Genomic DNA, 25,975 nt, shown 5'->3' on the forward strand with positions numbered 1-25,975 from the left:
AGATTGTCTTTTGGGGCAGTTTTTATGGCACTCGTAAGTGTTTGTCCTTTTTCTGAAAAAGAAGGTTTTTCAGCAAAAGAAGGCGAATAGATATAGGGGGAAAATCGAAAATTAGCACAAGGAGAGGTTGAAATGAATCGTTTAAATCTAATCACACTGGGAGTCCGGAATCTGACAGCATCACTGAAATTTTACCGTGATGGTCTGTCGTTTGATGTCGTGGTTCACGGGGAGGAAAGCAATCCGGCCGTGATCTTTTTTAATAATGCTGGAACGAAAATCTCCCTTTACCAAATTGATAATCTGGCCAAAGATATTAATGAGCAGCATCCTCCAGCACTTGCAGCCGGGTTTAGCGGCATCACGCTTGCCTATAATGGAAAATCGAAGGAAGAAGTGGATGAAATATTTACCCAAGCGGAAAAAGCCGGTGCAACAATCGTCAAGTCACCGGTAACCGTATTCTGGGGCGGATACAGCGGCTATTTTCAGGATCCGGACGGCTATTATTGGGAAGTCGCTTATGGTGAGGACTGGGAGTTTGACGAAAATGATATGCTGGTGATTGAGGGTTAGGAGCGCTTATGTTTGAAACAATTGATTACTTGCAATCCGGGAATGAAAGACAGCAGCTTGCATTTACTGCTATAAAAAACCTGAGAATATTGGAGAATCTTATAGAATATGACCCAATTCTCTGCGGTACGCTCCCGCTTGGCATTGATGTGGAAGGATCTGATTTGGACATTATAATGGAGGTTCATCAATTCGTTCCGTTTGCTGAAAAAGTGGTAGCATTATATGGAAAAGGAGAACTTCCAGTTGAAAAGACGTGTAATTCGGGATATGCCAGTAATAAAAGCGAACTTTATTTTCAGCGGGTCTGAGTTTGAATTGTTTGGCCAGCCTTGTCCTGTCAAGAAACAGTACGCTTATCTGCATATGGTGATTGAGGATTCGCTAACCAAGAAATTTCCTGACCTGAAAGAAAAAGTGTGGAAATTAAAAATGGACGGTCATAAAACGGAACCAGTGTTTTGCCACGTTTTAGGATTAGAAGGAGATCCATATGAGGCATTGCTGAATTACGGGGAAAAACAGGGAATTATTAATGCTAAACACAGAACGGAAACCTGACTAAATCAGGCTCCCGTTTTCCTTTGTTAGCCTTGTTGTGTTGGCCGGACAATAATTTCATTGACATCAACGGACTTCGGCTGGTTGACAGCGTAAAATACCGCCTCAGCAATATCTTTGCTTTCCAATGGAGTGAAATCGAAGCTGTTTTTGAACATATCCTGTACCTCTTTATCCGTGATGGTGTCAGTCAATTCGGTAGCCACGGCCCCCGGTGAAATGGTTGTGGTGCGGATATTGCTTGCGGCCATTTCTTTTCCGAGTCCTTCCATTATTATCCTTGCGGCAAATTTCGTACCGGAATACACCGCTCCTGATGGCATAATTTCATGCCCGGCGACAGAGGATGTAGTGATAATATGACCTGTATTTCGCTCCATCATATGCGGTAGAACGGCATGAATTCCATAAAGCACCCCTTTGATATTGACGTCCACCATTCTTTCCCATTCGTCGAGCTTACGGTTTTTCATGAAGCTTAATGGCATCAGGCCGGCATTGTTGAACAGCACATCTACTTGATTGAACTCATTAATAGCAAAGTCTATCAAGTCCTCCACTTGCTGCTGGGAGGTAACATCTGTTTCTTTTATCGCCACTTTTCCTGGTGTGTCACTCAACTTATGTTGCAAGTTTTCCAACCTCTCTTTTCTTCTCGCAGCCAGTACCACATTGGCTCCTTCTCCGGTAAATCGTTCGGCAGTTGCTTCACCGATGCCGCTGGATGCTCCAGTGATGACAACAGTTTTATTTTTCCATTCCATGTTATTCACCTCGGTTTATTTAGGATTGGCACTCGTATTCGGTTACCGTTTGTGCGGATCATTAAACATCAGAACCTTCGTCATGACGTGGGCATTCTGCTTTGCAAGCGCTGTTAGAGCAGGTAAAATGAAAAAAGACAAAAAGAGATAATGGAAGCGGGGAAATTGTCTTGCTGGAGAAAATTACAGAGAAAGTGCATAAACTCACCATACCATACAGCGTGCAGGAAGTGAACAGCTATTTCGTGGAGGGCAAAAAGGGATATACCATCATTGATACAGGGATTTATTCTGAGGAAGCCATTGAATTATGGAAAAACATACTAAGAGACATCCAGGTGGAAAAAGTGGTGCTCACCCACACCCATCAGGATCATATTGGGCTTGCCGCCTGGTTTCAGCAGGAAATCGGCGTGCCGGTGTTTGTTTCCAATTTAGGGTATCAGGAAATGCAAACCCACAGAGAGACGGACATACCGGAGCGGATTAAACAGCTTCTGACTAAGCACGGAGGACAGGATCTCCCCGAGAGAACACGGGATGATTCGTTTATTTATGCATTTGAACCTGATGGATTCTTTAATGCCAGCCAGGAGATGCAGCTGGGGGACGATTTCTATCAAGTAATATGGACGCCTGGCCATGCACCAGATCATTTTTGTTTTTACCAGCCGAATACACAGGAGATGTTCATCGGGGATCATCTGTTAAAGGATATATCACCTGTGATTGGATTGTGGGATGGAATTGAAGCAAACCCGCTCGAAGATTATTACCGGTCACTTGAGCGGATGCAGAATTACCCGGCCGAAGTCGCATTGCCCGGACACGGTGCACCGATCTATCATTTAGCCGGGCGTGCCAAAGATACAAAGATCAAGCACGACGCCCGCCTTGAGCAGGTGCTGAATTTTGTTAAAAGCGAGGGGAAAACAGCGTATCAGGTATGCCAGGAAATTTACGGAGAACTCCACCCGCCCCTGTACATCAGTCAACTGATGGCCGCTCTCACCCGGCTGATCTATTTGGAATCGCTGGGGAAAATCGAGCGTTCGGTGAGAGATGGAGTAGTGGAGTTTCGGGTAGTATAAAATGAAAAAACGAAAAGGAAAAAAAGAAAAGGAAAAAAAGAAAAGGAAAAAAAGAAAAGCCTCGTGCCTGATAAAACTCAGGAACGAGGCTTTTTTACGGGAAAATATCAATATTTCATCATGTAGGACTTAAGAATGAAAAAGATGTCATAATGTATCAGAATCTATGAAGATTGAACCTCAAATTGTAATTTTCGCCAGGTCATAAGCACCATTTTTTCCTTTGTTATGAAAAACGGCTTGTAATATTTATTTTTTAACAGGTATATTTATTCATTTTTTAAAAAGGACAAAATCTGTAATAATATATGATCGTTATAGAATACTGATGTATCAAGGTTTGTACCGTTATTTCTTAAAATAATTCCCGCTAACTAGGTCTTTAACCCATGAAATAAACCCAGAAAATATAATACTAATCTACCAATTTTAAAAATTCAGTCTAAAAATGACAAATTTCGACAACATTTGCATTTGAAATCTACTAAACTTACAGCAACAACTCAGATTCTACAAACATCACCACTGACAGCTGTGAAGCAACACTAAATTTTTCAGCAAAGGGGGCGTGAAGTTCTAAAGTAAATAGTAGTTCTTCAACAGCATGTGCAGGAAAAACCGAGGGGAGGAACCATTTTGAGACGAAAGAAAAAGCGCCAAGTTAAAGTATTCAGTATTGCAGCCTCGATCCTGATGACATTTTCTTTAATCGGGCCAGGAGTCGCGCATGCAGAGTCGAATGGCAAATTGCATCAATCTGTAACGGAATCCCAGAAGGTAACACAGGCAAAGGTGAGTGATCGTTTACAGAAGGAGTTTGAGGGGAACGATAAGGCAACGTTTTTAATTAAGTTTAAAGAAAAAACGGATACGGCAGAAGTTGCAAAAGAAGCGAGAGCTAGTGCCACTCAGGCAAATCTCTCCGCTACAAAGACAGAGCATATTCAGCGTTCGGCTGTTGTGTCCGAATTAAAGTCAACTGCTCTGACGTCACAGCAAAGTGTAAAGCAGTACTTGCAGCAAGAGGTTGAAAATGGGAATGCGGAGGATATCCATTCCTATTATATCGTAAATGGTATGGCGGTAACTGCAACAAAAGCAGTGGCGGAAAAAGTTGCCGCATTTGCTGAAGTTGAAAAGATTTTGCCTAATGAAACGCGTGAATTGTTCACAACCGTAACGGAGGATGCGAAAACGCCTGAATCTTCCATTGAGAATGTGGAATGGAATGTGGAACGTGTGGGTGCTCCAGCAGCTTGGAATATGGGGGCTGATGGTTCAGGTACGGTTGTCGCAAGTATTGACACAGGGGCACAGTGGGATCATCCTGCTTTAAAAGAAAAATACCGCGGTTACAATGAAGCCACTGGTGAAGTCGATCATGATTTCAACTGGTATGATCCTGCAGACGGCGGAACTGAACCTTATGATGAAAATGGCCATGGTACACACGTGACAGGCACGATGGTAGGCAGTGAACCAGACGGGTCTAACCAAGTCGGTGTAGCCCCTGGTGCGGAATGGATTGCTGTTAAAGCATTTGGGGTGGATGGAACGGCCACCGATGCAGATTTATTAGCGGCAGCAGAATGGATTTTAGCACCAACGGATTCGGAAGGTAATACCAATGTAGATATGGCTCCGGATGTTGTTAACAACTCATGGGGCGGCGGACCTGGTCTTGATGAATGGTACCGTGATGTTGTCCAGAACTGGAGAGCGGCGGATATTTTCCCTCAATTTGCAGCTGGAAATACAACATTGTTCAATCCAGGTGGCCCGGGATCTGTAGCAGTTCCGGCAAACTACCCGGAATCATTTGCAACTGGGGCAACAGACAGCAATAACGTTGTTGCAGGATTTTCACTGCGTGGACCTTCTCCATATGATGAAGTGAAACCTGATGTTTCTGCTCCAGGAGTAAATATTCGTTCTACTGTACCTGGAGGCGGATATGAAGGTGGCTGGAATGGAACGTCTATGGCAAGCCCTGCTGTAGCGGGGGTAGTAGCACTGTTAAGGGATGTGGATGCGAGTTTAACCGTGGATGAGATGGAAGAAATTTTACTATCCACTTCTACACCTTTAACGGATGAAGAATATCCGGAGACTCCAAATAATGGATACGGGTATGGACTGGTTAATGCGCAAGCTGCAGTAGCATCCCTCGTGGATGGTCTTGGAACATTGGAAGGACAAGTTACCAAAGAAGGTGACGATACAGAAGCACCCGCTTTTGAACATGAAGCCCCTGCAGAAACATATGCTGGTATGGATTTGGATTTAACCATTCAGGCCAGTGATAATGTCAGTGTTGCATCGGTTGAATTAAATTACCAGGACTTGAATGGTGACTGGCAAACTGTAGAAGCATCCCGCACGTCTGGTGACTTTACAGATGGAGAATATACGGCAACCATTCCTGGCGGGGATATCGATGGGGATTCCCTAATCTATTACTGGACAGTGAATGACTTCGGAAATAATGAAGTAACCAGTGATGAATACGTGGTAGCAGTAGAGCAAGGTATTTCAACAGGATATTTCGAAGACTTTGAATCAGAGCCTGCAGGTTGGACGGTTTTTGGAGAAAATAATAGTTGGGAACGCGGCGTACCGACATCCGGACCGTTAGAAGCAGTTTCAGGTGAAAATGTATATGCAACCAATCTTGATGGGACGTATGATAGTAATTCAAATACAACCCTTATGATGCCGCCAATTGATCTGCCAGAAGGGGAGTCTTATCTTCAGTTCGCTCAATGGTATAACATTGAGGACGGCTGGGATTATGGACATGTGTTCATTTCCACAGATCAGGAAGAATGGCTGCAGTTGATGGAAATGACGGATGTTACGGATGGATGGGAAAATGTTGAAATTGACCTGTCAGAATACAGTGGCCAACGTGTTTACATTGGCTTTAATCTAACGACAGATGGAAGTATTGTAAGAGATGGATTATATATTGACGATGTAGCACTCGCTGATACATCAGAGAGTCCTAGTGCATCACTAGGCATCGTTCCAGGAAAAGGTAAAGCCATTGGTTTAATGGGCGGCCATCCAGCGATGAATGCTTTAAACATGGCAAAGAACAAAGGACTTGGAGTAGAAAAAGGTAATGAAAAAGTAGCTTTAAAAGAGAAAGTGGATCCGGCAAAAATAGTACCGGCATTGCCGAAAGAAAAACCGCCAGTGGAGGAAGAGGCAGTTAATCCGAATGCTTTACCTTTAGGCGCCCAGGTCAGTGTGCTTGAGTCTGGTAGGTCCGTAAATACCGATCCGGCAGATGGAAGCTATTCCTTGCTTCATGGCGCAGGTGAATTCACTGTAAAAGCTGAGGCATATGGATTCCATTCAGATGAGCAAACCGTAACGATTGAAAATGATCAAACAACAGAAGCTAATTTTACTTTAGAAGAAATTGATCAGTATTCTGTCAGTGGTACAATTACCGACGAAGCAACAGGTGAACCGATCGAAGGCGCGACGGTTCTGCTGGTGGAGGACGCTAATGTTGAACCGGTAGAAACAGATGCGAACGGTAACTATTCCCTGATTGCATATGAAGGTACGTACACGTTAAGAGTATTAGCTAGCGGGTACCATGCAACAGAGTTTGAAGTGAACCTGGAAGAAGATACAGAAGCAGATGTTGCACTTGAACCATTTTACACGGTTCCAGGCGGTCAAATCGGCTATGATGACGGAACCGCTGAAAATGCACGTGCTTTCTACGACGCAGGTAATGGCTGGGCAGTGAAGATGTCTCTGCCAGAGGGTGAGGAGTCTGCTGTCGTAACAGACGGTGTATTTAAGTTTTGGGACGAAGAGTTCCCGGTACCTGGTGGAACAGAATTTGCAGTAGAGGTTTGGGATGCATCGGGATCAGATGGACAGCCTGGTGAGAAAATTGCCGGGCCAATAGAGGCTGACGCTATACGTGATGCGAATGAATGGACAGTCGTTGACCTGTCAGAACACAGCATCACGGTGGACGGAGATTTCTATATGGTGTATATCCAAACACAGCCTAATACAGGCGCTCCCGGACTGGCAACAGATGAAAGCAGTCCAAATGCCGAGCGCAGCTATCAATTAGTTGGCGGAGCATGGTCACAGTCTCCTGCAGCTGAAGGAAACTATATGATCCGCGCCAATGTCAGCTATGAGGCAGAGGAACCTGTGATTACTTCGCCGGCTGAAGACATTATCACAAATGACCCAGAGCTTATGGTGGAGGGCACCGCTTCTCCAACGACAACCGTTCAATTGCTGAACAACGGGGAAGAAGTTGGATCACAGGAAATTGGTGAGGATGGAGCGTTTGCGATTCCAGCAAACTTAACAGAAGGGGAAAATGAACTGACAGCAGTATCTCTGCTTGATGGAGCTGCTGTAGGAGAATCTGCCCCTGTTACCGTGACACTGGATACCGAAGCGCCTGAATTAACGATTGATAACCCTGAAGACGGGGATCAGTCAAATCGGGAAACTGTGACAGTTGAAGGAACGGTATCTGATGCCAACCTGGATTATGTGGAAGTAAACGGTCAGGAAGCAGAAGTTACAGATGATGGAAACTATTCCAAGCGGATTTTGCTGGACAATGGTGAAAATGAAATTGAAGTAGTCGCAGCAGATTTAGCAGGAAACAGTTCAACAGAATCTGTTACCATTGACGTGGACTTCACTGCACCTGAAATTGAGAACTTGACACCAACGGAAGATGTCTATATCGACGCTGGTGAAAGCGTGAAAATTGAATTTGACAGTGAGCCGGGACAAAGAGCGACATTCTTTATCCATATGCCACTGACAAATCTGCCCCAAAGCAGTGTTGCCAATGCGACAGAGCTTCCAATGATGGAAACATCGGATGGACATTATGTCGGATACTGGACAGCGACACAAATTGAGGCGGAAGGTGCAGTTATCGAAGTGAAAGTAGAAGATGACTTCGGTAATGAGACGCGCCAGCAAGCTGAGGGTAAATTGTTTATTAATGCGGAGCAGTGATTTTTGGGTGAATCATTAGGCCGTGCAATAGAAAAAGGTGCAGAAGCGATTGAGCTTCTGCACCTTTTATTTTTTAAAAAGTGTCTAACAGGAGAACCTTCCAGGGACTTTGCACAATCTAAGCTTTCTCTGTGGAGAATTGATGGTAGGCACCGTGCATAACCGGGCCGACAAATTCGTTCAGTTTCCAGCCATGGGCAATCGCCACTGTAACAAAGTCTTTGGCAGCTGCCACGGCTTCTTTTACATTTTTTCCATTGGCAAGGTTGGCTGTAATCGCCGCAGCAAACGTACATCCTGCCCCGTGTGTGTATACTGTGTTTACTTTTTCTGCTTCGAGTATGGTGAAATTTTCTCCATCATAAAACAGGTCTACTGCTTTTTCATACTCCAGCGCTTTGCCGCCTTTTATGATGACTGATTTGGCGCCGAGCTCATGGATTTTTACTGCTGCATCTTTCATCCCGTCGACACTCTTGATCGGGCCGGTTTGCGCCAGCTGTCCTGCTTCAAAGAGATTCGGTGTCGCAACAAGCGAACGCGGCAGCAGCAGTTCACGCATAGCATCCGTGTTTTCCGGCTGCAGCACCTCATCCTCGCCCTTGCACACCATTACCGGGTCAAGCACAAATTGCTCCAGCTGATACTGGTCTATTTTCCTGGCACCGAGTTCAATAATATCGACAGAACCGAGCATGCCCGTCTTCATAGCATCCACACCGACGGACAGGATTGTATCCAATTGCTTTTCCACCACCGCAGTATCCAGTGGCGTGACATCATGATGCCAGTTGTCTGGATCCATGGTGACAATCGAGGTCAGAGCAGTCATGCCATAAACTCCATGCTCTTGAAACGTTTTAAGATCCGCTTGAATTCCCGCACCCCCGCTGGAGTCGGAACCTGCTAGTGTTAATGTTTTCTTCAGTGTCATGTCCATCCTCCTTGCTTTCTTCTTGAAGTTTTCCAAGGTAGTTATAGAATATAACACTTTCTGTGGGAAAGAAAGAATAAGATGTTGCTGGGTTGGAAGCAAAAAAGTCTGGTATAATGTAATTTAACATTTAATGGAAGATAATTAGCTGTGAAGGTATGAGCAACCTTGAGCTGACGGTGTGTCCAATCAGCCGGAAGACGTGAATATCAACCCGAACCCAGAACACAAGTAATTCCAAAAGGGGGGTCACCCATGAAGCAGCAGCTCCACAACTGGAAACAGCCTATTATACTATTAACCTCAGTCGGCATCGCCAGCCTTGGTGATTTTATTTATCTGGTTGCCATAAATATTCTTGTGTTCCAGATGACAGGGTCTGCTGCTGCGGTGGCTGCGCTTTGGATTATTGGCCCTTTAGTCAACATCCTGACAAAGTTCTGGACCGGCAGTTTCATTGATTACCGGAGCAAGCGGAAAATAATGATCGTTACCTATCTGGCGAGGGCTTTTTTCATTTTCTGCCTGCCGTTTGCTCCAAACATTGCTTTTGTATACATACTGTTAATTTTTCTTAGCATTGCGAAGTCTTTTTTCTCGCCGTCTTCCATGACCTACATAACCCAGCTGATTCCAAAGAATAAGCGGAAACGGTATAATTCGATTCAATCTTTTACCACTTCGGGCGCCTTCATCCTTGGCCCGGCGGTTGGCGGTTTTCTGATCCTAATCAGTTCCGTGAACATGACTTTTGTAATCAATGCTGTTTTCTTTATCCTTGCAGCCATTTTGCTTTCTTTCTTGCCTGAAAAAGATACGTTTGACAAAAATGCCGCTCCTAAGCTGTCTATCTCTCAGATAAAAAAGGACTGGGATGTAGTCATGGTATTTGTACAAGATAAAAAATATGTTGCGTTTATCTATTTATCTTTTCTGGCTACAACGATTTTCTCATTTGCGATGGACGCCCAGGAGGTAGTGTTTGCCCAGCAGGTTGTCGGCCTGAGTGAGGTGGATTACACGTTACTGATTAGCATCACAGGTGTGGGATCGATTGCCGGCGCCCTTACGCTCTCTGTTTTTTCTCATAAGTTCTCACTAAGATACATGGTGGCGATTGGCATCATTATGCAAACCGTTGGATATATTGTTTATGCTTTTTCCTGGTCATTTGCTTCGATTGCTTTCGGGTTTACGATTCTTGGTTTTTTTCTGACCTTCTTAAATGCAGGTATATTGACCTTTTATCAAAACAATGTGCCTTCTGCGCTCATGGGCAGGGTAACAAGCGTTTTCCAGCTGCTGCAGAGCGCGATGCAAATTATTTTTGTGCTGGCTGTCGGAGTGACTGCAGACATTATTCCATTGCGCACCACCATTGTAACACTGGCTTTTGCGATGCTCGCGATAGCAGTTTGTATGGCAGTTGGTGTGTTTTTATCAAACCGCAAAAATTATTGGCAGGAGGGGTAGCAGCTGAAAAGTCCGCTGTATCCCTCTTTTTTCTATAATCGAAAGAAGTGAGGAAAAAGTGCCAGACGGAAAAAGTGCCACCAGATTGCTTTTTCCTTCGATTATAGAGTGAGAGCAAGCTATTTATTGACTTTTGTTATCATAATTGATAATATAATCATATAATATAACAAAGGACGGTGAGAAGATGAATAAAGCGGACGTTATTTTGCATCCAGTCAGACTAAGGATCCTTCAGCGGTTTATCGGCGGAAAGAAGCTTACTGCCAAGGAGCTGGGGCAGGAATTGGATACGATTCCTCAAGCCACGTTATACCGGCACTTGGACACGATGGTGAAATCGGAGGTACTGGAAGTAGTTGAGGAAAACCCTGTGAGAGGAACGATTGAGAAAGTTTATGCACTCAACGAAGCGGCGGCAAATGTGCGGCAGCAGGATCTGGCGAAAGCGACAAAAGAAGATCACATGCAGTATTTCACCATGTTTATGACACAGTTACTGAGCAATTTTGAGGAGTATCTGGAACAGGGTGACATTGATCTGGAACGCGATGGAGTCGGGTACCGGCAGGCCGCTTTTAACCTGACAGATGAAGAGTTCCGCTCATTTATGGGTGAATTGAATCAGGTGTTTCTGAAAGCGGCAGAAAACAAACCGTCTTCAGCGCGCAAAAAGCGATTGTTCTCAACCATTGTGATGCCCGAAAAAGGAAGGGGAGATGAAAATGAATGAAGAAAAGGTAATCATTGATGCGAAATACCCGCTTGCTGCGACGATGAGTTTTCCGGAAGCAAATAAGCAAAAATTACCGGGTGTGCTGCTGATCCAGGGGACGGGGAAATCTGATCGGGACGGCAATGATAAGCGGCTAAAAATGAATTTGCATAAAGAACTGGCTGATTTTCTTACAACAGTAGGTTTTGTCACTTTGCGCTATGACAAAAGAGGGACACATGAGAGCGGCGGAAACTACGATGAAATGGGCGTGTATGACCTGATTGATGATGCTGAAGAGGCAGTCAAGTTTTTGAAAAATCATCCAAGGGTGGATGAGGGAAAAGTGATTATCCTTGGTCACAGTGAGGGGGCAATGCTTGCTCCGGTGGTTCATCAGCAATCACCAGTCGCCGGTCTGGTCCTGCTTGCTGGAGCAGCAGAGCCATCCAAGGACCTGCTGCCAAGACAGTTTGCAATGGCAATGAAGGAAATTGAAGCGACGAGAGGTTTGAAAGGCTGGCTGTTTCGCGTGCTGAAGGTGGCAAAAAAGGCGCGGAAGCAAAATCAGGCATTAATGGAAAAAGTGATGACTTCCACAAAACCGGTGATGCGAATAAGGGGAGCCAAACTGAATGCAAAGTGGCTACGTGAGCAAATGGAATTCAATGTCTGTGATTATTTGACAGAAACTCACTGCCCAGTTTTGGCGATCACGGGCGATAAGGACATCCAGGTCCCGCCTGATCATGCGAGGATTATCGCCGAAATGGTTCCAGGTGAGTCAGAATGGCATGTGATCCCTGATATGAATCACATTCTGCGCAAATATGAAAGGGACCATACGATGCTCGGTCTGATGAAAGAATACAAGCGTATGCTGGATCAGCCGCTCGATAGAGAACTGCTGGAAAAACTGGAGAAATGGGTAGTAAGATATTCTAAAGCAGATGCAGTCTGAGTGCCCGCTTCTTTTTTCTTCGCGCGCAGAAAATGGTAGAATAGAAGATATTGTTTGAGGAACGCGCAGATGGAGGAAGAAACGGAATGAAAAAAAGACTTATAATTACAGGACTGCTCCTGTTACTTCTTGTCTTTCCATTAAAAGTTTATCATGACACCAATTATTTTAAAGTTAACCAAGAAACCTTCCGCAGTGCCAAGCTGCCGGCAGATGCTTCGTTTTCAATTACACATCTCAGCGACCTGCATAATAAGGTGTTTGGGGATAACAATGAAGAACTGGTCAGCACCGTGGAAAAGTTGAATGCTGACATGGTTGTCATTACCGGGGATATGATTGACCGGCATACAGAAGAATTTGATCAGATGTTTTCTCTTTTGGAAAGAATTACGGAAATTAATGAACATGTCTTTTTTGTGACTGGCAATCACGACTTTGAACATCCGGATTTTGAACAGCTGCTCAGTGGCCTGCGTGAGCGCGGTGTCACAGTTTTGGATAATAAAAACAGGCAAATTACGGTAAACGGGGTACCGGTCAATGTAGTGGGGATCGATGATGTGGCTACAAATCATGAGCAGATGGGCGTTGCTTTTCAGGGGATCTCCAATGATAATTATACTATTTTGCTGTCCCATGCTCCTGAGGTAATTAATGAATATGACAACATCCCGGCAGATCTTGTTTTGAGCGGCCATACTCATGGCGGGCAGGTGCGTATACCGCCGATTGGTGCGATAGTGGCGCCGGGGCAGGGGCTTTTTCCTGAGCTGGACAAAGGAACATTCGAATTTGGCCAGGATCAGCTTCTCTACATTGATAGCGGGCTAGGGACAAGTTTGCTTCCGATTCGGCTGTTCAATCAGAGCCAGCTGAGTTTGATTACGGTGAGCGGGGTAGGATAAATGTAATTAAAAAGCATACCCATTTCTATGAATGAGTATGCTCTGTCCTCAACTTAAAATTCCAGGTCTTTCGGCGGTTCACCTTTTTTGTTCATCAGCCGGACTTGCACTGGTTCGATTTCCATAATGACGAGGCTGGGATCATCCGGCCCGTCAAAATACATGTTCAATTCTTCATTCCATAACTGTTTTTTCAAATCATTCGACTGGTTCAGCGATACCTTGCCCTGATACTCCACATATTCATCGCCGAATCCTTCTCCTTCATACCCAAGCAGAATGTGAGTATACGGGTTCGCCTCGATTTCTTCCGTCTTATCGGTATCCGTACTTGTCGGCGTATAAAGTTTCATGTCCTTATGATAAAATGTCATATACCGGGAATGCGGTTTATTATTTTTCACCGTAGCCATTGGGCCAACGTGACTGTTTTCGAGAATCTTTTCCACACTTGCTTTAATTTCCTGCTGACTCATTTCCATTGACTCCTTTCAGTGTCATTTGTAAATAGCATTCCTTTTGCAAGGGAATTTTAAACGTCCGCGCAACTCCTCGGATCGTACAATGATTTCTGAAGAATTGACAGTATAAATAAAAAAAATTATACTTATAATAAGAAAAAGGCACAGAGTAGCTGGAACTACCCTGTACCTGCAACAGCAAACCGCCTAAAGAGCGGTTGACCATGAGATGTTTTTCTAATTGAAGTAATCGCTATCCACGGTCAAGGGGGCGGTTACTTCTTTTTGTTTAGAAAAACGACGACGATGGATACTATCAAAGTCAGCGCAGCTATTTGAACAACACTAAACTGTGCTACTAGGTTTAACGCCTCATATACCGTCATCTTACCACCTCCCTTCAAGAGGAGATGGCCAACCGCCCACTATGCTAGTTGTTGCCTCTTTATTTTATCAGATAATTTATTAGATTCATAGGAATACTTGACCTCATATTTAAGGAAAAATAAAACTTCTCACATCGTCCGCCTCCTCACTAAATAAGCTTCTATAATTTTTCGATACCCATAGGGCAAATAGTTGATTTTCCAAACAGTTAATGGTTAAGCTAAAACCATCTTTCCAGCAAGAATCACATCAGAGGAGTGTAACCAATTGAGCAAAAAAGTATATTTGAATCATGATGGCGGTGTGGATGACTTAGTGTCCCTGTATCTGCTTTTGCAAATGGAGAATATCGAGCTGCTTGGCGTGGGCGTCATCCCCGCTGACTGTTATTTGGAACCGGCAATGCATGCAAGCCGGAAGATTATTGATCGTTTTGGCAAGGGTGAGGAAATAGAAGTCGCAGCATCGAATTCTCGGGGGAAACATCCATTTCCGAATGATTGGCGGATGCATGCATTTTATGTGGATGCTTTGCCGATACTGAATGAATTTTTACCTGTGCGGACAAAAGAAGCAGCACTCCCCGCACACCTGGATATGATTGAGAAGATCCGTTCCAGTGAGGAGAAAGTGACATTATTATTCGTCGGGCCGCTGACCGATCTTGCCAGGGCGCTGGAAGAAGCTCCGGATATTGAGGAGAAAATTGAGAAGCTTGCCTGGATGGGCGGCACGTTTTTGCCAAATGGAAATGTGGAAGAACCGGAGCATGATGGGACGGCAGAATGGAATGCGTTCTGGGATCCGGAAGCGGCCAAACGGGTGTGGGAAAGCAATATTCAGATTGATTTAGTGGCGCTTGAGAGCACGAATATGGTGCCACTGACAATGGATGTGCGCAATACCTGGGCTGCCGAGCGTAAAGACTTAGGCATCGATTTTCTTGGGCAATGTTATGCCGCGGTACCGCCGCTGGTACATTTCCAGACCAATTCGACCTATTTCCTTTGGGATGTGCTGACAACGGCAACCATAGGCAGGGAGGACCTGGTAATGAAGAAAACCGTGAAAGCAATAGTTCACGCAGAGGGAGCGAGCCAGGGAAAAACCGAGCTCACCGACAACGGACGGCCTGTCCAGCTGGTATATGAAGCGGACCGGGAAGCATTTTTTGCGTATATTACGGATTTGGCGCGGCAGGGATAAGGAGGATTTCGGATGAAAAAAGTAATTATTGACACAGATACAGCCGGTGACGATACGATAGCCATTCTTACAGCCCTGCACTATTTCCAAGTGGAAGGTGTGACGGTAGCAGGGGGAAATGTGGATTTTGACCAGCAGGCGGAAAATGCCCTCTATACCGTCCAGGTCTCTAATCCGGGTTACACGGTGCCGGTTTATAAAGGATATGATGGACCGGTCATTAATATCGGGGAAGAAAAGCATCAAACGGTGGAGGATGTTCACGGAAAATATGGGATGGGGGATTCTCATTTCGAAAAAACAGTCCAGCGGCCGGAAAATCAGCATGCGGTCGATTTTATCATTGAACGGGTCAAAGCTTCTCCCGGCGAGATATCGCTGCTTGCCATCGCTCCTTTAACGAACATTGCTATGGCCATTAAAAAGGATGCTTCTATTGTTAAGGACATTCCACATATCTACATAATGGGCGGTACAAATAATTCACTGGGAAATATAACAGCTGCAGCAGAGTACAATTTCTGGGTGGACCCGGAGGCAGCAAGGATTGTGCTGCACGCCGGCATTCCCATCACTATGGTTGGCTGGGATATGTGTACTGCTTATTCGGTAATGGAAGAGGAAGACCATAAAGACATTGAGCACCTGAATAATCGAGGGAGTGAATTTTTCCGCGATATTAACAGAGCGGTGCTGAGGCATAATAAAAAAGTATATAAAATTGATGGAACAACCCATCCCGACACCTTGTTGGCTGCGATTGCTGCAAATGAGGAGATCATGACTGCCTCAAAAGAATATTTTGTGGACATTGAAACTAGAGGGGAATTAACAAGAGGCTACAGTTTCGTTGATATTAACAATCGAAGCGGGAAGGCTCCTAATGTGCGGGTCTGTGAAGAAGTAGACAGGGAGAAGTTTAAAGAGTTGTTAATGAATGTGCTTCGGGCTGTGGAATAATTGTTCAATATAGTAAAGCAGCGTACCGGATTTGATTTATCATGAGCGTGTATTAATTCCTTTTCATCCATGGGTCGTTCTGTTATAGTTTCTTCTTGTACAGAAAAATATCAACGTGCAACTCAGAGGTTTTTCTCCGACCACAGGAAAGAAAAATGGAGATGTACGGCAATTTTAGGATACAGAAAGAAGGAACATAGATGGTGGATAATCAGACACCGCAAACGGGAGAGGAACCGATTAAAAAAGTGCCAATTATGGCTGTGCTGATTTCTGGCGCGTTTGTCGCCATTTTGAACCAGACACTGCTGGGAACGGCACTGCCGCATATAATGGAAGACTTGAGTTTGGATGCAAACACGGCACAGTGGCTGCAATCTATTTTTATGCTGGTGAACGGGATCATGATACCAATAACTGCTTTTTTAATTGGACGGTTTACGACAAGAGGGTTGTTTCTGACAGCAATGGGGCTGTTTGCTGCCGGTACATTGGTTGCGGCACTGTCTCCGGATTTTACCATGCTGCTGTTGGGGAGAATCCTGCAGGCGGCTGGGGCAGGGATCATTATGCCGCTGATGCAGACGATTATGATGCTGATTTTTCCTGTTGAGAAAAGAGGCACGGCGATGGGGATGTTTGGGTTGGTTATCGCGTTTGCCCCGGCAATTGGTCCGACCCTTTCCGGATGGGTCGTCGAGCGATATCCATGGGAAATGCTATTCTTTATGATTTTGCCGATCGCGATCATTGATATTATCATTGCCTATTTTATCTTAAAAAATGTTACGGAGCGGAATTTTCCTAAAATCGATATACTTTCGATTGTACTTTCCACATTTGGATTCGGTGGTCTGCTTTATGGCTTCAGTGTGGCCGGCGGCGCTGGTTGGGGAAGTGCCCCGGTATTTATTTCGATGGTTGTCGGATCGGCTGCTCTTGTCTGGTTTATCCTCAGGCAGCTGAAGCTGAAACAGCCGATCTTGGAATTCCGGGTGTTTCGCTATCACATTTTCACCTTGACGACTGCACTCGGGATGGTTACATTTTTGGCAATGATCGGCGCCGCCATCGTGCTGCCATTGTATATGCAAAATATGCTTGGGTTTTCCGCCGTGGAATCAGGGTTAGCCCTGTTGCCTGGCGCTGTAGTTATGGGGGTCATGAACCCCATAACCGGACGGTTGTTTGATAAGTATGGAGCCAGATGGCTGGCAATTACTGGGCTGTCGCTTATTGTTGTCACTACCTTTATGCTCAGCGATCTTACCGTGGAAACATCATTTACGTATATTGCAACGGTCAACGCCGTGCGTATGCTTGGTGTGGCGATGGCGATGATGCCGGTGACAACGGCCGGTTTAAATCAGCTGCCAAGGGACTTGATTCCGCATGGCACCGCAATGAACAACACACTAAGGCAAGTATCCGGCGCAATTGGTACCGCACTGCCTATCACCATCATGGCAACAGCGGCAATCCCTGATGCGGGCGTGGAGGGAATGATTCACGGTGTTAATGTTTCCTTTCTCGTCACAGGGATCATTGCGATTGCCGGGCTGGTAATTTCCTTCTTTGTCCGCAATCCGAAGCGGGAGAGAAAAGCAGGTTAGAGTAGGTAAATAATGAATATAAGAAGGGCGGCCGTTAATGGCTGCCCTTTTAGTATGCGAGTTTATAGAGGAAAAGCCGCTCATAAGGATTTTCCGGATACACATCAGGAACGTTGACGGTATCGATACGTTCAAAGGCTGTATCATGTTCCAGAAAATAAATATATTCTTCGGTAGCATAATAAAGGATTAGTTCAATGTCCCGACTGTACGCTTCTTTTGAGTGCAGAATGTTGTTGACAACCGATATGAAAATCTGGACGGAAAATGGATTGAAAAAGTAGAAACGATTATCCGCCGGGTCGATTTGGTATTGTTCCGCGAGACAATGACAGAAATGAAGTTTTTGTTTTCCTTTTTTCCGTTTATCCAAATACCTGTTTCGGTTCTCGATTGCCTGCTGATGAAAATCCAGGTTCATTTCTACCCCAACAGCGGCGGCATTAAAATGATAATGTACATAAAAACTCAGCCTGCCCTTGCCGCTGCCGAAATCAACCAGGCGATCATTGCTTGTGAGAGGGTGGGCACGAAAATAGGTGTCCAATGCCTGGTATGGCGTTGGTTCATATGGATTGTAATGTAAGGATGACGGCAAGGGAACGATACGTGAACTGGCGGTTTTGATGTTTAGCAATTGGTCATAGTCTTGTTCTGTCATTTGTTCGCTCCTGTTTTGTGGAATGGGATTGGTTTGTGGTTGTCGCAGGCGGGGGATTCTGGCGGTTGAGCATGCCTGTTGTCCGAGTCGAGCGGCTCTCTCACGGAATCGGGCGAACCCCAGCTCAAATCGGGCGACCCACACACCATATCGGGCGAGACCCGATTGGAATTGGGCGACCCACACACAAAATCGAGGCCCCCCCTGAACAAGTCCTGTCACCGCTCCAACTGAAAAGAAAAACGCTGTTCAGCTGCATAGTCGCCCTGTTGATAAGTGCGCTCGACAAAAGTAATATTATCCTGATGATCAACCAACAACACAGTAGACGAGCGGGTTCCGTATTCCGGAGTCTGGATAAACAACGGAGACAGCTTGCGTTCCAGTTCCGCTCCCACCCCGGTATCTGGCAATTCATTCTCGGCAGCTTCCTCAGCATCGGTCACAATGTCAAAAAGGCGGTCCGGGTCGATACATTCATTTTCCATTACATAGTCTCGCAGATTTTTCTTCCCCTTGACGACTTTCGGCCATGGAGTGTTCATCGTGTCATTGCTGAGTCCATGTGTGCCGGGACTAAGCTCGGTTACTTCATTGTATACATTGTTATAATGAAATAGCTGATCCGGGCTGCCCAGAAGGACATTAAACCCAGCAAATTCCTTTCTATCCCGTTGCAAGTTATGTAAAAAATCTTCCGGCACTAATGATGATGTCAAATAATCTGTGATAATTTTCCCCCGGGAATACGTTCCATCCTGCATCTCTGGGTCACGAAAATTGGTTAGGGCGGCAAACTGGCCTTGTTTCGTGATGCCAAGCCATGTCCCCATCTGGAGCAAATCTCTTCCTGCAAGGATCGCTGGATGGTCCTCCCAGAAATGTGCAGGATCAGTCGGACGCTGGTAAAATTCATCCCGGTTGGCAGCAATAATTAATTTATACCTAGGGTGATTGTTTATGTGGAAATTGATCAGGCACATAGAAAAACTCCTTTGTAGCGATGAGTAACTTCTTTATTTATTATACGTTGCAGCAAGGAGGTTCCGCAAAGTTTGGGCTTGAACTAGAATAATCCTGTTCTTTCGACAAAATTCGGGAAGTGACAGGCACCCTAAAAAATTAGAATAATCCTGTCCCCAAAAGAATACAATACTTATAAAATTTCCAATAAGGTGTTGCATACAATCTATGAAAGCGCTATACTAACAATATACGATATTTTGTATTTTAATTTGACATCATTTTACAAAGTTCATTCCATCATCCGCCAAAACGTGCAGCGAGGATAAAACCGAATTCGAAAAGACGAAGGAGAAATAATGAACAGCATTTGGGAGAGTTTATATTCAAAAAATGGTTTGGCAGCAAAACAAATTGCCAAAGAGTTAATCACCGTCCAGGCGGGAGGTAGAATTCCCCGGGTCAGCGACTTCGCAGAACGATTTTCCCTGGGAAATGGCACGGTGCAGGGAGCGCTCAAGGTGTTGGAGAATCTGCATGCTATTCAACTGGAATCACGGGGGCATTTGGGAACATTTTTAATCAAAAAAGATCTTCACTTACTGAAGGAAGTCGCGGGAGAGGGAGCGATTATCGGCGCCATGCCGCTGCCTTATTCACTTAAATACGAAGGGCTGGCGACCGGCTTGGTAGAGGTTTCGGAAAAATTGCTGAACCGAATTGACCTTGCCTATATGCGGGGGTCCAAACAGCGCCTGGATACACTCAAATCAAGAAGATATGATTTCATTATCGTCTCTGAGCTGGCAGCAGAGGAAGAAATGAAGCAGGATCCGAATCTGGAACTTGCGCTGAACTTCGGGCCGCAGTCTTATGTAACCAAGCACCAGATCTTCTTTGCCAATAAAACGCACAAAAAAATAAGTAATGGCATGCGAATTGGCATAGATTATACATCGACGGACCAATCAAAACTTACCTTTCTCGAATGTGAAGGGAAGGATGTGGAAATGGTGCCGGTGAATTATATGCAATTATTCGATATGCTGCTCAATGGTGAAATTGACGCCGCTGTCTGGAACTCGGATGAAAACCGGTCCAGGGAAGCATTCAGTATCGGTGATTTCCAGTCAGAAGACGCGAGAACCACTGCCGGGAAAGCGTCTGCTGCGGTCATGCTGATTGAAAAAGACAGAGGTGACATCCTGGAATATATCCAGCAACTAAAAAAAGAAGAAATACTGACGATCCAGCAAAAAGTAGTAAATAAAGTAATGTTCCCGCACTACTAAGCATAATGAAAAACCTGGCAGTAAGGCGCTGGGTTATTCACTTGATCCAAGTCACCATCTTTTTTTAAAGCAATATACAAAAAACTGTATTTTCATCAAAGGAGGGGAGATGCTTTCTATGAATCTTGCAGAATTAAAGCAGCGGCTTGATTTGCTGGTAGAAGGGAATGTGATTTCGTCATCGGCAAGGTCCATTACTGTCGACGCTTTCCAGCATTTGCTGGAGACGCTTGGGATAAAAGATGTGGAGCAGGCTGAGATGCTGTTTACCCATTTGCCGACAGCTTTAACAAGAATGGAAAACAGGGAAACGTTGGATGCATTCGCGTCAGAAACGATGATGGAGGAAGTGAGAAATTCCGGCAGTTATCACCTGGCCAAGGAACAGGTGCGGCGGATCGAACGGGAATGGAAGGGAGGACTGCCTGAGACGGAGAAGGAATTTTTGTATTTGCATTACACGAATGTGATTCAAACCAATCAGGGAGGGGAAGCAAATTGAAAATCGTAATCGGCGGACAAGTGGAAAAGAAGAGCATTGAGGGATTAATTAAGGAAATCGATCCGGAAATTGAAACCGTTATCAAGTCGGATTTGGATGCAGCAATGGCAATCAAGACGAAGCAGGCAGATTACTATATTGGGGCCTGTCACACCGGTGGGGGAGGCGCACTGGCCATGGCAATCGCTATGCTTGGCAGGGATCAGTGTGAAACGGTATCCATGCCTGGCAGGAAGCCGGACAGCGCAAAGGTTGAACAGGCGGTAAAAGACGGGAAGCTGGCATTTGGGTTTACGGGGGATCACATGGAAACCGCGGTGCCAATGATCATCACTGCAATTAAAAACAAGCAGTAGATAATGGGGGAGGAAGTATTTATGGAACTGATATTTGTCATTTTGATCGGGGCAGTGGCCGCTGTTTTGGCCAATTTAAACATTGCGGTCTTTAATGATGGGCTCCGGCCTGTTGTCGGGGAGCATATCGAAGGCCGGATCAAACGGAGAGAGCTTGGATTAACAGCGTTCGCTATCAGTTTTGGCTTGGTCATCGGGTTTGGGATTCCGTTTACCATCACCGCGAGTATCATTCTGATTCACAGTATTTTGCTGGGAACGGATATCATCGGCCTGTTGACACCGAAGAACAAATGGGGAACACCGGTGGCTGCCGCGATTGGCGGGTTGTACGGCTGGGCTCTGCTTGTAGGGCTGGAAGGGTTTGTCCAGTTATTTGAATACTTGCCGGTCAATTTCCTGGCGCCAATGGGTGAAGTAGGCACACCAATTGTCGTAGCATTTGCTGCATTCCCGGCATTGGCCGTGGCCATGCAGTTCAGTGTGAAAAAAGGGCTGCTGACATTTCTGGTAGCGGCGCTTGTGCGGCAACTGGCAGTTTTTGTAAATGACAACGGTCTGTTGTCCATCGGTGGGAATCCGGTCGCGCTGAACCAGGAAGGGATGGCACTCATCGCCGGAATGGTCTTCTTGTTTGTTTATGCGATGAAGGAAAAACAGGAAGAAGGCGCATCTGTCGATCTGGCGTCGATGTTTAGTGAAAAAGTAAAAGCGATTCAGAAAAATGTACCATACTTCATGCTGATCGGTGCACTAATTGCCGGGGCGACGAATCTGGCCCTGATGGCAGGGGATCCGATTTCCTTAAGCCTGCTTGCTGAGGGAGAGGAAACAGAAGCAGGGATTGCAGCGGCAGCACGCGCATTAGGATTTATCCCGCTGGTTGCCAGTACGGCGATTGCGACAGGGGTGTACAGTCCGGTTGGTTTTACACTGATATTTGTCGTCGGTCTGTTTGCGCCAAATGTCTGGCTGGCGGTGATCATCGGGGCTGTTGTGATTTTCTTGGAAGTTACTTTGCTGAGTGCTATTGCCAAATTCCTGGATAAATACCCAGGTGTAAGAAATTCCGGTGAAAATATCCGAAGTGCGATGACAAAGCTGATTGAAGTCGCGCTGTTGGTCGGTGGTGCCAATGCCGCCAATTTGATTATTCCGGGATTCGGTTTCTTTTTCATCATTGGTTTTTATCTTCTGAATGAAGTTGCCGGACGTCCAATTGTCCGCATGGCTGTTGGTCCGGTTGGGGCGATCGCCGTTGGTGTCATCGCAAACATCTTAGTTCTTTTAGGACTCATGAACATACCACAATAGCAGCATAGGAGGCAGCAGCATGATACAGACAGTCAAAGGAAAAATCGAGGCAGAGGAATTTGGAATCTGTGCAGCGCATGAGCATCTGTCGATTGATTTATCCCGCATCAAGGGAGATCCGGATACGATTTTGGATGATGAACAGGGGGCGCAGGAAGAGCTGGAACATTTCCATCAAGCGGGCGGCCGCTCCCTGGTTGATTTGACCAATGAAGGGATGAGACGAAATGCTGAGCGATTGAAGCGGCTGAGTGAAGCAACAGGGGTGCATATCGTCACCTGCACCGGGTTTTACAAAGATCCGTTCATTCCGGAATTCGCAGAGAACTGGAAGAGGGAAGATTTTGCCGAGCATTTTATCAAAGAAATTACCGGGGGAATTGCTGACACCGGCATTTTCCCCGGCATCATCGGGGAAGTCGGCACCAGTGTCAATGAAATTAAACCGGTGGAAAAAGAACTAATTCTTGGCGCGGGTGAGACGGCAAGAGAAACAGGGTTGCCAGTTTCCACTCATACCTCTCTCGGAACATTGGGCAGCAGGCAAGTGGATATGCTGTTTGGTACGGGTGTGACGAAAGAGCAGATTATCATTGGCCATCAGGATTTAAATCCAAATAAGGAAGAAGTGCTGGAGGTGCTGGAGGGCGGGGTGTATATCGGTTTTGATACCATTGGAAAAAATAACTACCGTCCGGATGAGGAACGGATCGAGTTTCTGCTGGATTTTATCGAGAGGGGCTTCCATGAACAGATTCTCCTGTCGGCGGATTTAACGAGAAAATCGCATTGGAAAAAACATGGCGGGCCCGGCTATGACTTGGTGTTAAATGAGTTTATCCCCAAGCTTACGGAACGTGGTGTTTCCGGTGCAGTGATTCGAGATTTGTTGATTCATAATCCGGCTAGGGCTTTTGCGATAAAGGAGCGGGTCTAATGGGATACGACAAATCGCAGCTGAATTATGCGGATTCCGTGCTGCCGGCCCTGTCTGTCAGTGAAGCGCAAGAGCTGCAGTATAAGCTGGTAGATAAGATGAGCAGGCATTTTACCGGCGAACAGCTTCTGTCCATGGGTGATCTTGGTGTTGGGCCACGCTGGAAAAAGCCAGAACAGACGGAAAGAGCAGAGCGTGTCCTGGCTGATTTTTTTGGCGTGGAAAAAGCGGCCCTTGTCCGAGGGGCAGGAACCGGAGCGATCCGGACGATCCTCAGCACGCTGCTGGAAGTGGGAGACGAAATGTTTATCCATTCTGCTCCTGTCTATATGACGACGAAAGAGACACTGCGTATGCTTGGCATTCGTCCGCAGGTGGTGGATTACAATGAGCTGAAGAGCTTGGAAGAAGCAGTTGCCGCGAACCATAACTGCAAGGTTTTTTATATCCAGCATGCACGTCAGTCGCCAACGGACACGTATGATCTGCAACAGGTCATCCAAACGGTCAAGAGTGTGAGACCGGATTTGCCGGTAGTGATAGATGACAATTATTGCGCGTTAAAAACACCGGGCATCGGAGTGGAATACGGCGCCGATTATTCAACTTTTTCCGGATTCAAGGTGTTGGGGCCAGAAGGGATTGGCGTGATTGTCGGTAGGAGTGAGCATATCCGGAAGCTCGAGGAGCGGAATTATTCCGGCGGCGGCCAGGTGCAGGGATATGAAGCAATGGAGCTACTCAGGATGATGACATTCGCCCCTGTATCGCTGGCCGGGCAAAACGAACAGGTCGAGGAAGTCTGCCGTCGGCTAAATGAAGGAGAAGTCACCGGGATTGCTGATGCTTACATGACCAATGCCCAGTCTAAAAATGTCATCGTGGAACTGGAGAAGCCTGTGGCGCAGGAAGTCATTAGCCGGAGTAATGCGCTTGGAGCGGCGACCCATCCGGTTGGCGCAGAATCCAAATATGAAATTGTACCGATGATCTACCGTGTTTCCGGGAGTTTTATGGAAGCACAGCCTCATTTAAAAGCATACGGCTTGCGGGTCAACCCAATGAAAGCCGGGGCATCCACGGTCTTGGGAATATTGGATAAGGCAATACAATCACTAAAGACTGAATCAGACAGACGATGAGGAGGCTGCTTTTATGTTTTTGGATGTTACCAAACGCAGAAATCCGAGGCTGATTGATGCAGGTCTTTCCCTCCACCAGAATGGAGAGATCCCTCCCAACACTTATGTCATCGATATCGATGTATTAAAAGCCAATACCAAGAAACTGGCGGAGACTGCAGCTGACCATGATATGGAATTGTATTTCATGAGCAAGCAGCTGGGACGGATTCCTGCGTTGGCAGCTATCATTGCAGAAAATGGAATTGATAAAGCGGTTGCTGTGGATTTTGACGAAGGAAAGGTGCTGGCAGATAATGGGTTTCAAATCGGCAATATCGGCCATTTGGTTCAGCCGGGAAAACATCAGTGGAGGGAAGTGCTCAGCTGGCAGCCGGAAGTGGTAACGATTTTTTCCTGTGAGCGCGCCAGGCAGGTGGCTGAAGCTGCAGAACAGGCCGGTGTCATACAAAATATCCTGCTCAAAGTTGTCGGAGAAAATGACTGCATTTATGAAGGGCAGGAAGGCGGAATTCCGTTAAAAGAACTTTCCGAAACGGCCGAGCAGATTCAGAAGCTGGATGGAGTCCGGGTCACCGGGGTTACAACTTTTCCCAACTTGCAGCTGGCAGAGGACCGAACGGCCATGGTGCCTACTCCTAATTTGTCAACACTGAAACAGGCGAAACAAATGCTTGAAACAAAGGGAATTCTTCTCACGCAAATCAACGGCCCAAGCGGAACCAGTACTGCCACGATCCCGTTTCTGGCTGGAGAAGGCATCTCCCATGCCGAGCCGGGACATGGATTAACCGGGACGACACCACTGCATGCCTATAAGGATTTGCCGGAGCTGCCGGGCATGATTTACGTCTCCGAAGTGTCCCATCAATTCAGGGGCAGCTATCAGGTGATTGCCGGTGGCTATTACGGCCGCTCTAATATGGAAGGCTGTCTCGTCGGACATGAGCCAGGCAGCATCCTCGACAGGTTTGTTTCAGCAGTTCCTCTTAGTCCAGAGGTTATCGATTATTATGGTTCCATTCCGACGCCTGAAGATTTTTCCATTCAGATTGGCGACACGGCGATCTACGCTTTCCGCACTCAGATTTTCATGACACGATCGCATGTCGCACTAGTGGAAGGCATCCAGTCCGGCCGGCCGTCACTTATCCATCTGGAAAGGAAGTGGTGAGC

23 protein-coding genes and 1 pseudogene are annotated in these 25,975 nt (G+C 46.0%); 18 read left to right on the plus strand and 6 right to left on the minus strand.

Translation table 11 applies throughout. From position 1 onward, the window contains the following. The first annotated feature begins 132 nt into the window (after positions 1–132). Positions 133–576 (plus strand): VOC family protein, encoded by a 444-nt coding sequence (locus tag CEG13_RS07630; RefSeq protein ID WP_100011282.1) that lies wholly within the window; start codon positions 133–135, stop codon positions 574–576. Positions 577–584: 8 nt separating this feature from the next. Further along, a pseudogene (locus tag CEG13_RS07635) lies at positions 585–1,137 on the plus strand (DUF4269 domain-containing protein). Between the two features lie 26 nt (positions 1,138–1,163). Here CEG13_RS07635 and CEG13_RS07640 read toward each other — a convergent pair. Further along, positions 1,164–1,901, minus strand: coding sequence for an SDR family oxidoreductase (locus CEG13_RS07640; protein WP_100011283.1), 738 nt, complete (start codon positions 1,899–1,901; stop codon positions 1,164–1,166). 170 nt (positions 1,902–2,071) lie between these two features. Here CEG13_RS07640 and CEG13_RS07645 point away from each other — a divergent pair, with 170 nt between their 5' ends. Together CEG13_RS07645 and CEG13_RS07650 are read left to right on the plus strand one after the other, a co-directional pair. Next, complete coding sequence (locus CEG13_RS07645; protein WP_100011284.1) at positions 2,072–2,992, plus strand: MBL fold metallo-hydrolase; 921 nt, start codon at positions 2,072–2,074, stop codon at positions 2,990–2,992. Positions 2,993–3,628: 636 nt separating this feature from the next. Then, a complete protein-coding gene (locus CEG13_RS07650; RefSeq protein WP_100011285.1) occupies positions 3,629–8,014 on the plus strand; it encodes a S8 family peptidase in 4,386 nt (1,461 codons plus the stop codon). A gap of 118 nt (positions 8,015–8,132) precedes the next feature. On the opposite strand, the gene pdxK is transcribed toward CEG13_RS07650, so the two are convergent. Continuing rightward, positions 8,133–8,948 carry a pyridoxine/pyridoxal/pyridoxamine kinase gene (pdxK, locus tag CEG13_RS07655; protein ID WP_100011286.1) on the minus strand — a complete coding sequence of 272 codons (816 nt, stop codon included), beginning with the start codon at positions 8,946–8,948 and terminating at the stop codon, positions 8,133–8,135. A gap of 255 nt (positions 8,949–9,203) precedes the next feature. On the opposite strand from pdxK, the gene CEG13_RS07660 reads away from it, so the two are divergent. The 4 genes from CEG13_RS07660 (at position 9,204) to CEG13_RS07675 (ending at position 13,005) form a co-directional block, all read left to right on the plus strand. Continuing rightward, positions 9,204–10,421 carry an MFS transporter gene (locus CEG13_RS07660; RefSeq protein ID WP_100011287.1) on the plus strand — a complete coding sequence of 406 codons (1,218 nt, stop codon included), beginning with the start codon at positions 9,204–9,206 and terminating at the stop codon, positions 10,419–10,421. 187 nt (positions 10,422–10,608) lie between these two features. Further along, positions 10,609–11,154 (plus strand): helix-turn-helix domain-containing protein, encoded by a 546-nt coding sequence (locus CEG13_RS07665; protein ID WP_100011288.1) that lies wholly within the window; start codon positions 10,609–10,611, stop codon positions 11,152–11,154. Next, positions 11,147–12,097, plus strand: a complete 951-nt coding sequence (locus CEG13_RS07670; protein WP_100011289.1) for an alpha/beta hydrolase — start codon at positions 11,147–11,149, stop codon at positions 12,095–12,097. Before CEG13_RS07665 ends, CEG13_RS07670 begins: the two co-directional genes overlap by 8 nt. Before the next feature lie 86 nt (positions 12,098–12,183). Continuing rightward, positions 12,184–13,005, plus strand: a complete 822-nt coding sequence (locus CEG13_RS07675) for a metallophosphoesterase (RefSeq protein ID WP_100011290.1) — start codon at positions 12,184–12,186, stop codon at positions 13,003–13,005. A gap of 53 nt (positions 13,006–13,058) precedes the next feature. Here CEG13_RS07675 and CEG13_RS07680 read toward each other — a convergent pair whose 3' ends face one another. After that, positions 13,059–13,481 (minus strand): pyridoxamine 5'-phosphate oxidase family protein, encoded by a 423-nt coding sequence (locus tag CEG13_RS07680; protein ID WP_100011291.1) that lies wholly within the window; start codon positions 13,479–13,481, stop codon positions 13,059–13,061. Between the two features lie 260 nt (positions 13,482–13,741). Further along, complete coding sequence (locus tag CEG13_RS19355; RefSeq protein ID WP_420843792.1) at positions 13,742–13,852, minus strand: putative holin-like toxin; 111 nt, start codon at positions 13,850–13,852, stop codon at positions 13,742–13,744. A gap of 268 nt (positions 13,853–14,120) precedes the next feature. On the opposite strand from CEG13_RS19355, the gene CEG13_RS07685 reads away from it, so the two are divergent. The 3 genes from CEG13_RS07685 to CEG13_RS07695 all read left to right on the plus strand — a co-directional run bounded on the left by CEG13_RS07685 (position 14,121) and on the right by CEG13_RS07695 (position 17,632). Next, positions 14,121–15,059, plus strand: a complete 939-nt coding sequence (locus CEG13_RS07685) for a nucleoside hydrolase (RefSeq protein ID WP_100011292.1) — start codon at positions 14,121–14,123, stop codon at positions 15,057–15,059. A 12-nt stretch (positions 15,060–15,071) separates the two neighbouring features. Next, positions 15,072–16,019 (plus strand): nucleoside hydrolase, encoded by a 948-nt coding sequence (locus tag CEG13_RS07690; RefSeq protein ID WP_100011293.1) that lies wholly within the window; start codon positions 15,072–15,074, stop codon positions 16,017–16,019. A 200-nt stretch (positions 16,020–16,219) separates the two neighbouring features. Then, positions 16,220–17,632, plus strand: a complete 1,413-nt coding sequence (locus tag CEG13_RS07695) for an MDR family MFS transporter (RefSeq protein ID WP_100011294.1) — start codon at positions 16,220–16,222, stop codon at positions 17,630–17,632. A 49-nt stretch (positions 17,633–17,681) separates the two neighbouring features. On the opposite strand, the gene CEG13_RS07700 is transcribed toward CEG13_RS07695, so the two are convergent. Next, positions 17,682–18,293: a class I SAM-dependent methyltransferase gene (locus tag CEG13_RS07700; RefSeq protein WP_100011295.1), complete on the minus strand. Its 612-nt coding sequence runs from the start codon at positions 18,291–18,293 to the stop codon at positions 17,682–17,684. 218 nt (positions 18,294–18,511) lie between these two features. Next, positions 18,512–19,276 carry an NRDE family protein gene (locus CEG13_RS07705; protein ID WP_100011296.1) on the minus strand — a complete coding sequence of 255 codons (765 nt, stop codon included), beginning with the start codon at positions 19,274–19,276 and terminating at the stop codon, positions 18,512–18,514. A gap of 339 nt (positions 19,277–19,615) precedes the next feature. Between CEG13_RS07705 and yhfZ the strand changes: the two genes are divergently transcribed. The 7 genes from yhfZ (at position 19,616) to CEG13_RS07740 (ending at position 25,973) form a co-directional block, all read left to right on the plus strand. Beyond that, the gene (gene yhfZ, locus CEG13_RS07710) at positions 19,616–20,548 is read left to right on the plus strand and encodes a GntR family transcriptional regulator YhfZ (RefSeq protein WP_100011297.1); all 933 of its coding nucleotides are present in this window, start codon (positions 19,616–19,618) and stop codon (positions 20,546–20,548) included. Positions 20,549–20,666: 118 nt separating this feature from the next. After that, complete coding sequence (locus tag CEG13_RS07715) at positions 20,667–21,050, plus strand: PRD domain-containing protein (protein WP_158234659.1); 384 nt, start codon at positions 20,667–20,669, stop codon at positions 21,048–21,050. Next, a complete protein-coding gene (locus CEG13_RS07720; RefSeq protein ID WP_100011299.1) occupies positions 21,047–21,406 on the plus strand; it encodes a DUF2620 domain-containing protein in 360 nt (119 codons plus the stop codon). The genes CEG13_RS07715 and CEG13_RS07720 overlap by 4 nt, the downstream gene beginning before the upstream one ends. Positions 21,407–21,427: 21 nt before the next feature. Beyond that, positions 21,428–22,720, plus strand: a complete 1,293-nt coding sequence (locus CEG13_RS07725) for a YhfT family protein (protein ID WP_100011300.1) — start codon at positions 21,428–21,430, stop codon at positions 22,718–22,720. 19 nt (positions 22,721–22,739) lie between these two features. After that, positions 22,740–23,657, plus strand: a complete 918-nt coding sequence (locus tag CEG13_RS07730) for a phosphotriesterase family protein (protein WP_100011301.1) — start codon at positions 22,740–22,742, stop codon at positions 23,655–23,657. Further along, the gene (locus CEG13_RS07735; RefSeq protein WP_100011302.1) at positions 23,657–24,799 is read left to right on the plus strand and encodes an aminotransferase class V-fold PLP-dependent enzyme; all 1,143 of its coding nucleotides are present in this window, start codon (positions 23,657–23,659) and stop codon (positions 24,797–24,799) included. The genes CEG13_RS07730 and CEG13_RS07735 overlap by 1 nt, the downstream gene beginning before the upstream one ends. A gap of 13 nt (positions 24,800–24,812) precedes the next feature. After that, positions 24,813–25,973 (plus strand): YhfX family PLP-dependent enzyme, encoded by a 1,161-nt coding sequence (locus CEG13_RS07740; RefSeq protein ID WP_100011303.1) that lies wholly within the window; start codon positions 24,813–24,815, stop codon positions 25,971–25,973. Positions 25,974–25,975 lie beyond the last annotated feature (2 nt).

Origin of the sequence: Lentibacillus sediminis, assembly GCF_002763455.1 — a bacterium.
GTDB classification, from domain to species: domain Bacteria; phylum Bacillota; class Bacilli; order Bacillales; family Amphibacillaceae; genus Lentibacillus_D; species Lentibacillus_D sediminis_A.

Bases quoted from the DNA above. Each gene is read 5' to 3' on its own strand.
- CEG13_RS07630 (WP_100011282.1), top strand. From the start codon at position 133: ATGAATCGTTTAAATCTAATCACACTGGGAGTCCGGAATCTGACAGCA.
- CEG13_RS07640 (WP_100011283.1), bottom strand. From the start codon at position 1,901: ATGGAATGGAAAAATAAAACTGTTGTCATCACTGGAGCATCCAGCGGC.
- pdxK (WP_100011286.1), bottom strand. From the start codon at position 8,948: ATGACACTGAAGAAAACATTAACACTAGCAGGTTCCGACTCCAGCGGG.
- CEG13_RS07660 (WP_100011287.1), top strand. From the start codon at position 9,204: ATGAAGCAGCAGCTCCACAACTGGAAACAGCCTATTATACTATTAACC.
- CEG13_RS07665 (WP_100011288.1), top strand. From the start codon at position 10,609: ATGAATAAAGCGGACGTTATTTTGCATCCAGTCAGACTAAGGATCCTT.
- CEG13_RS07670 (WP_100011289.1), top strand. From the start codon at position 11,147: ATGAATGAAGAAAAGGTAATCATTGATGCGAAATACCCGCTTGCTGCG.
- CEG13_RS07675 (WP_100011290.1), top strand. From the start codon at position 12,184: ATGAAAAAAAGACTTATAATTACAGGACTGCTCCTGTTACTTCTTGTC.
- CEG13_RS07680 (WP_100011291.1), bottom strand. From the start codon at position 13,481: ATGAGTCAGCAGGAAATTAAAGCAAGTGTGGAAAAGATTCTCGAAAAC.
- CEG13_RS19355 (WP_420843792.1), bottom strand. From the start codon at position 13,852: ATGACGGTATATGAGGCGTTAAACCTAGTAGCACAGTTTAGTGTTGTT.
- CEG13_RS07690 (WP_100011293.1), top strand. From the start codon at position 15,072: ATGAAAAAAGTAATTATTGACACAGATACAGCCGGTGACGATACGATA.
- CEG13_RS07695 (WP_100011294.1), top strand. From the start codon at position 16,220: ATGGTGGATAATCAGACACCGCAAACGGGAGAGGAACCGATTAAAAAA.
- CEG13_RS07700 (WP_100011295.1), bottom strand. From the start codon at position 18,293: ATGACAGAACAAGACTATGACCAATTGCTAAACATCAAAACCGCCAGT.
- CEG13_RS07705 (WP_100011296.1), bottom strand. From the start codon at position 19,276: ATGTGCCTGATCAATTTCCACATAAACAATCACCCTAGGTATAAATTA.
- yhfZ (WP_100011297.1), top strand. From the start codon at position 19,616: ATGAACAGCATTTGGGAGAGTTTATATTCAAAAAATGGTTTGGCAGCA.
- CEG13_RS07715 (WP_158234659.1), top strand. From the start codon at position 20,667: ATGAATCTTGCAGAATTAAAGCAGCGGCTTGATTTGCTGGTAGAAGGG.
- CEG13_RS07725 (WP_100011300.1), top strand. From the start codon at position 21,428: ATGGAACTGATATTTGTCATTTTGATCGGGGCAGTGGCCGCTGTTTTG.
- CEG13_RS07730 (WP_100011301.1), top strand. From the start codon at position 22,740: ATGATACAGACAGTCAAAGGAAAAATCGAGGCAGAGGAATTTGGAATC.
- CEG13_RS07735 (WP_100011302.1), top strand. From the start codon at position 23,657: ATGGGATACGACAAATCGCAGCTGAATTATGCGGATTCCGTGCTGCCG.
- CEG13_RS07740 (WP_100011303.1), top strand. From the start codon at position 24,813: ATGTTTTTGGATGTTACCAAACGCAGAAATCCGAGGCTGATTGATGCA.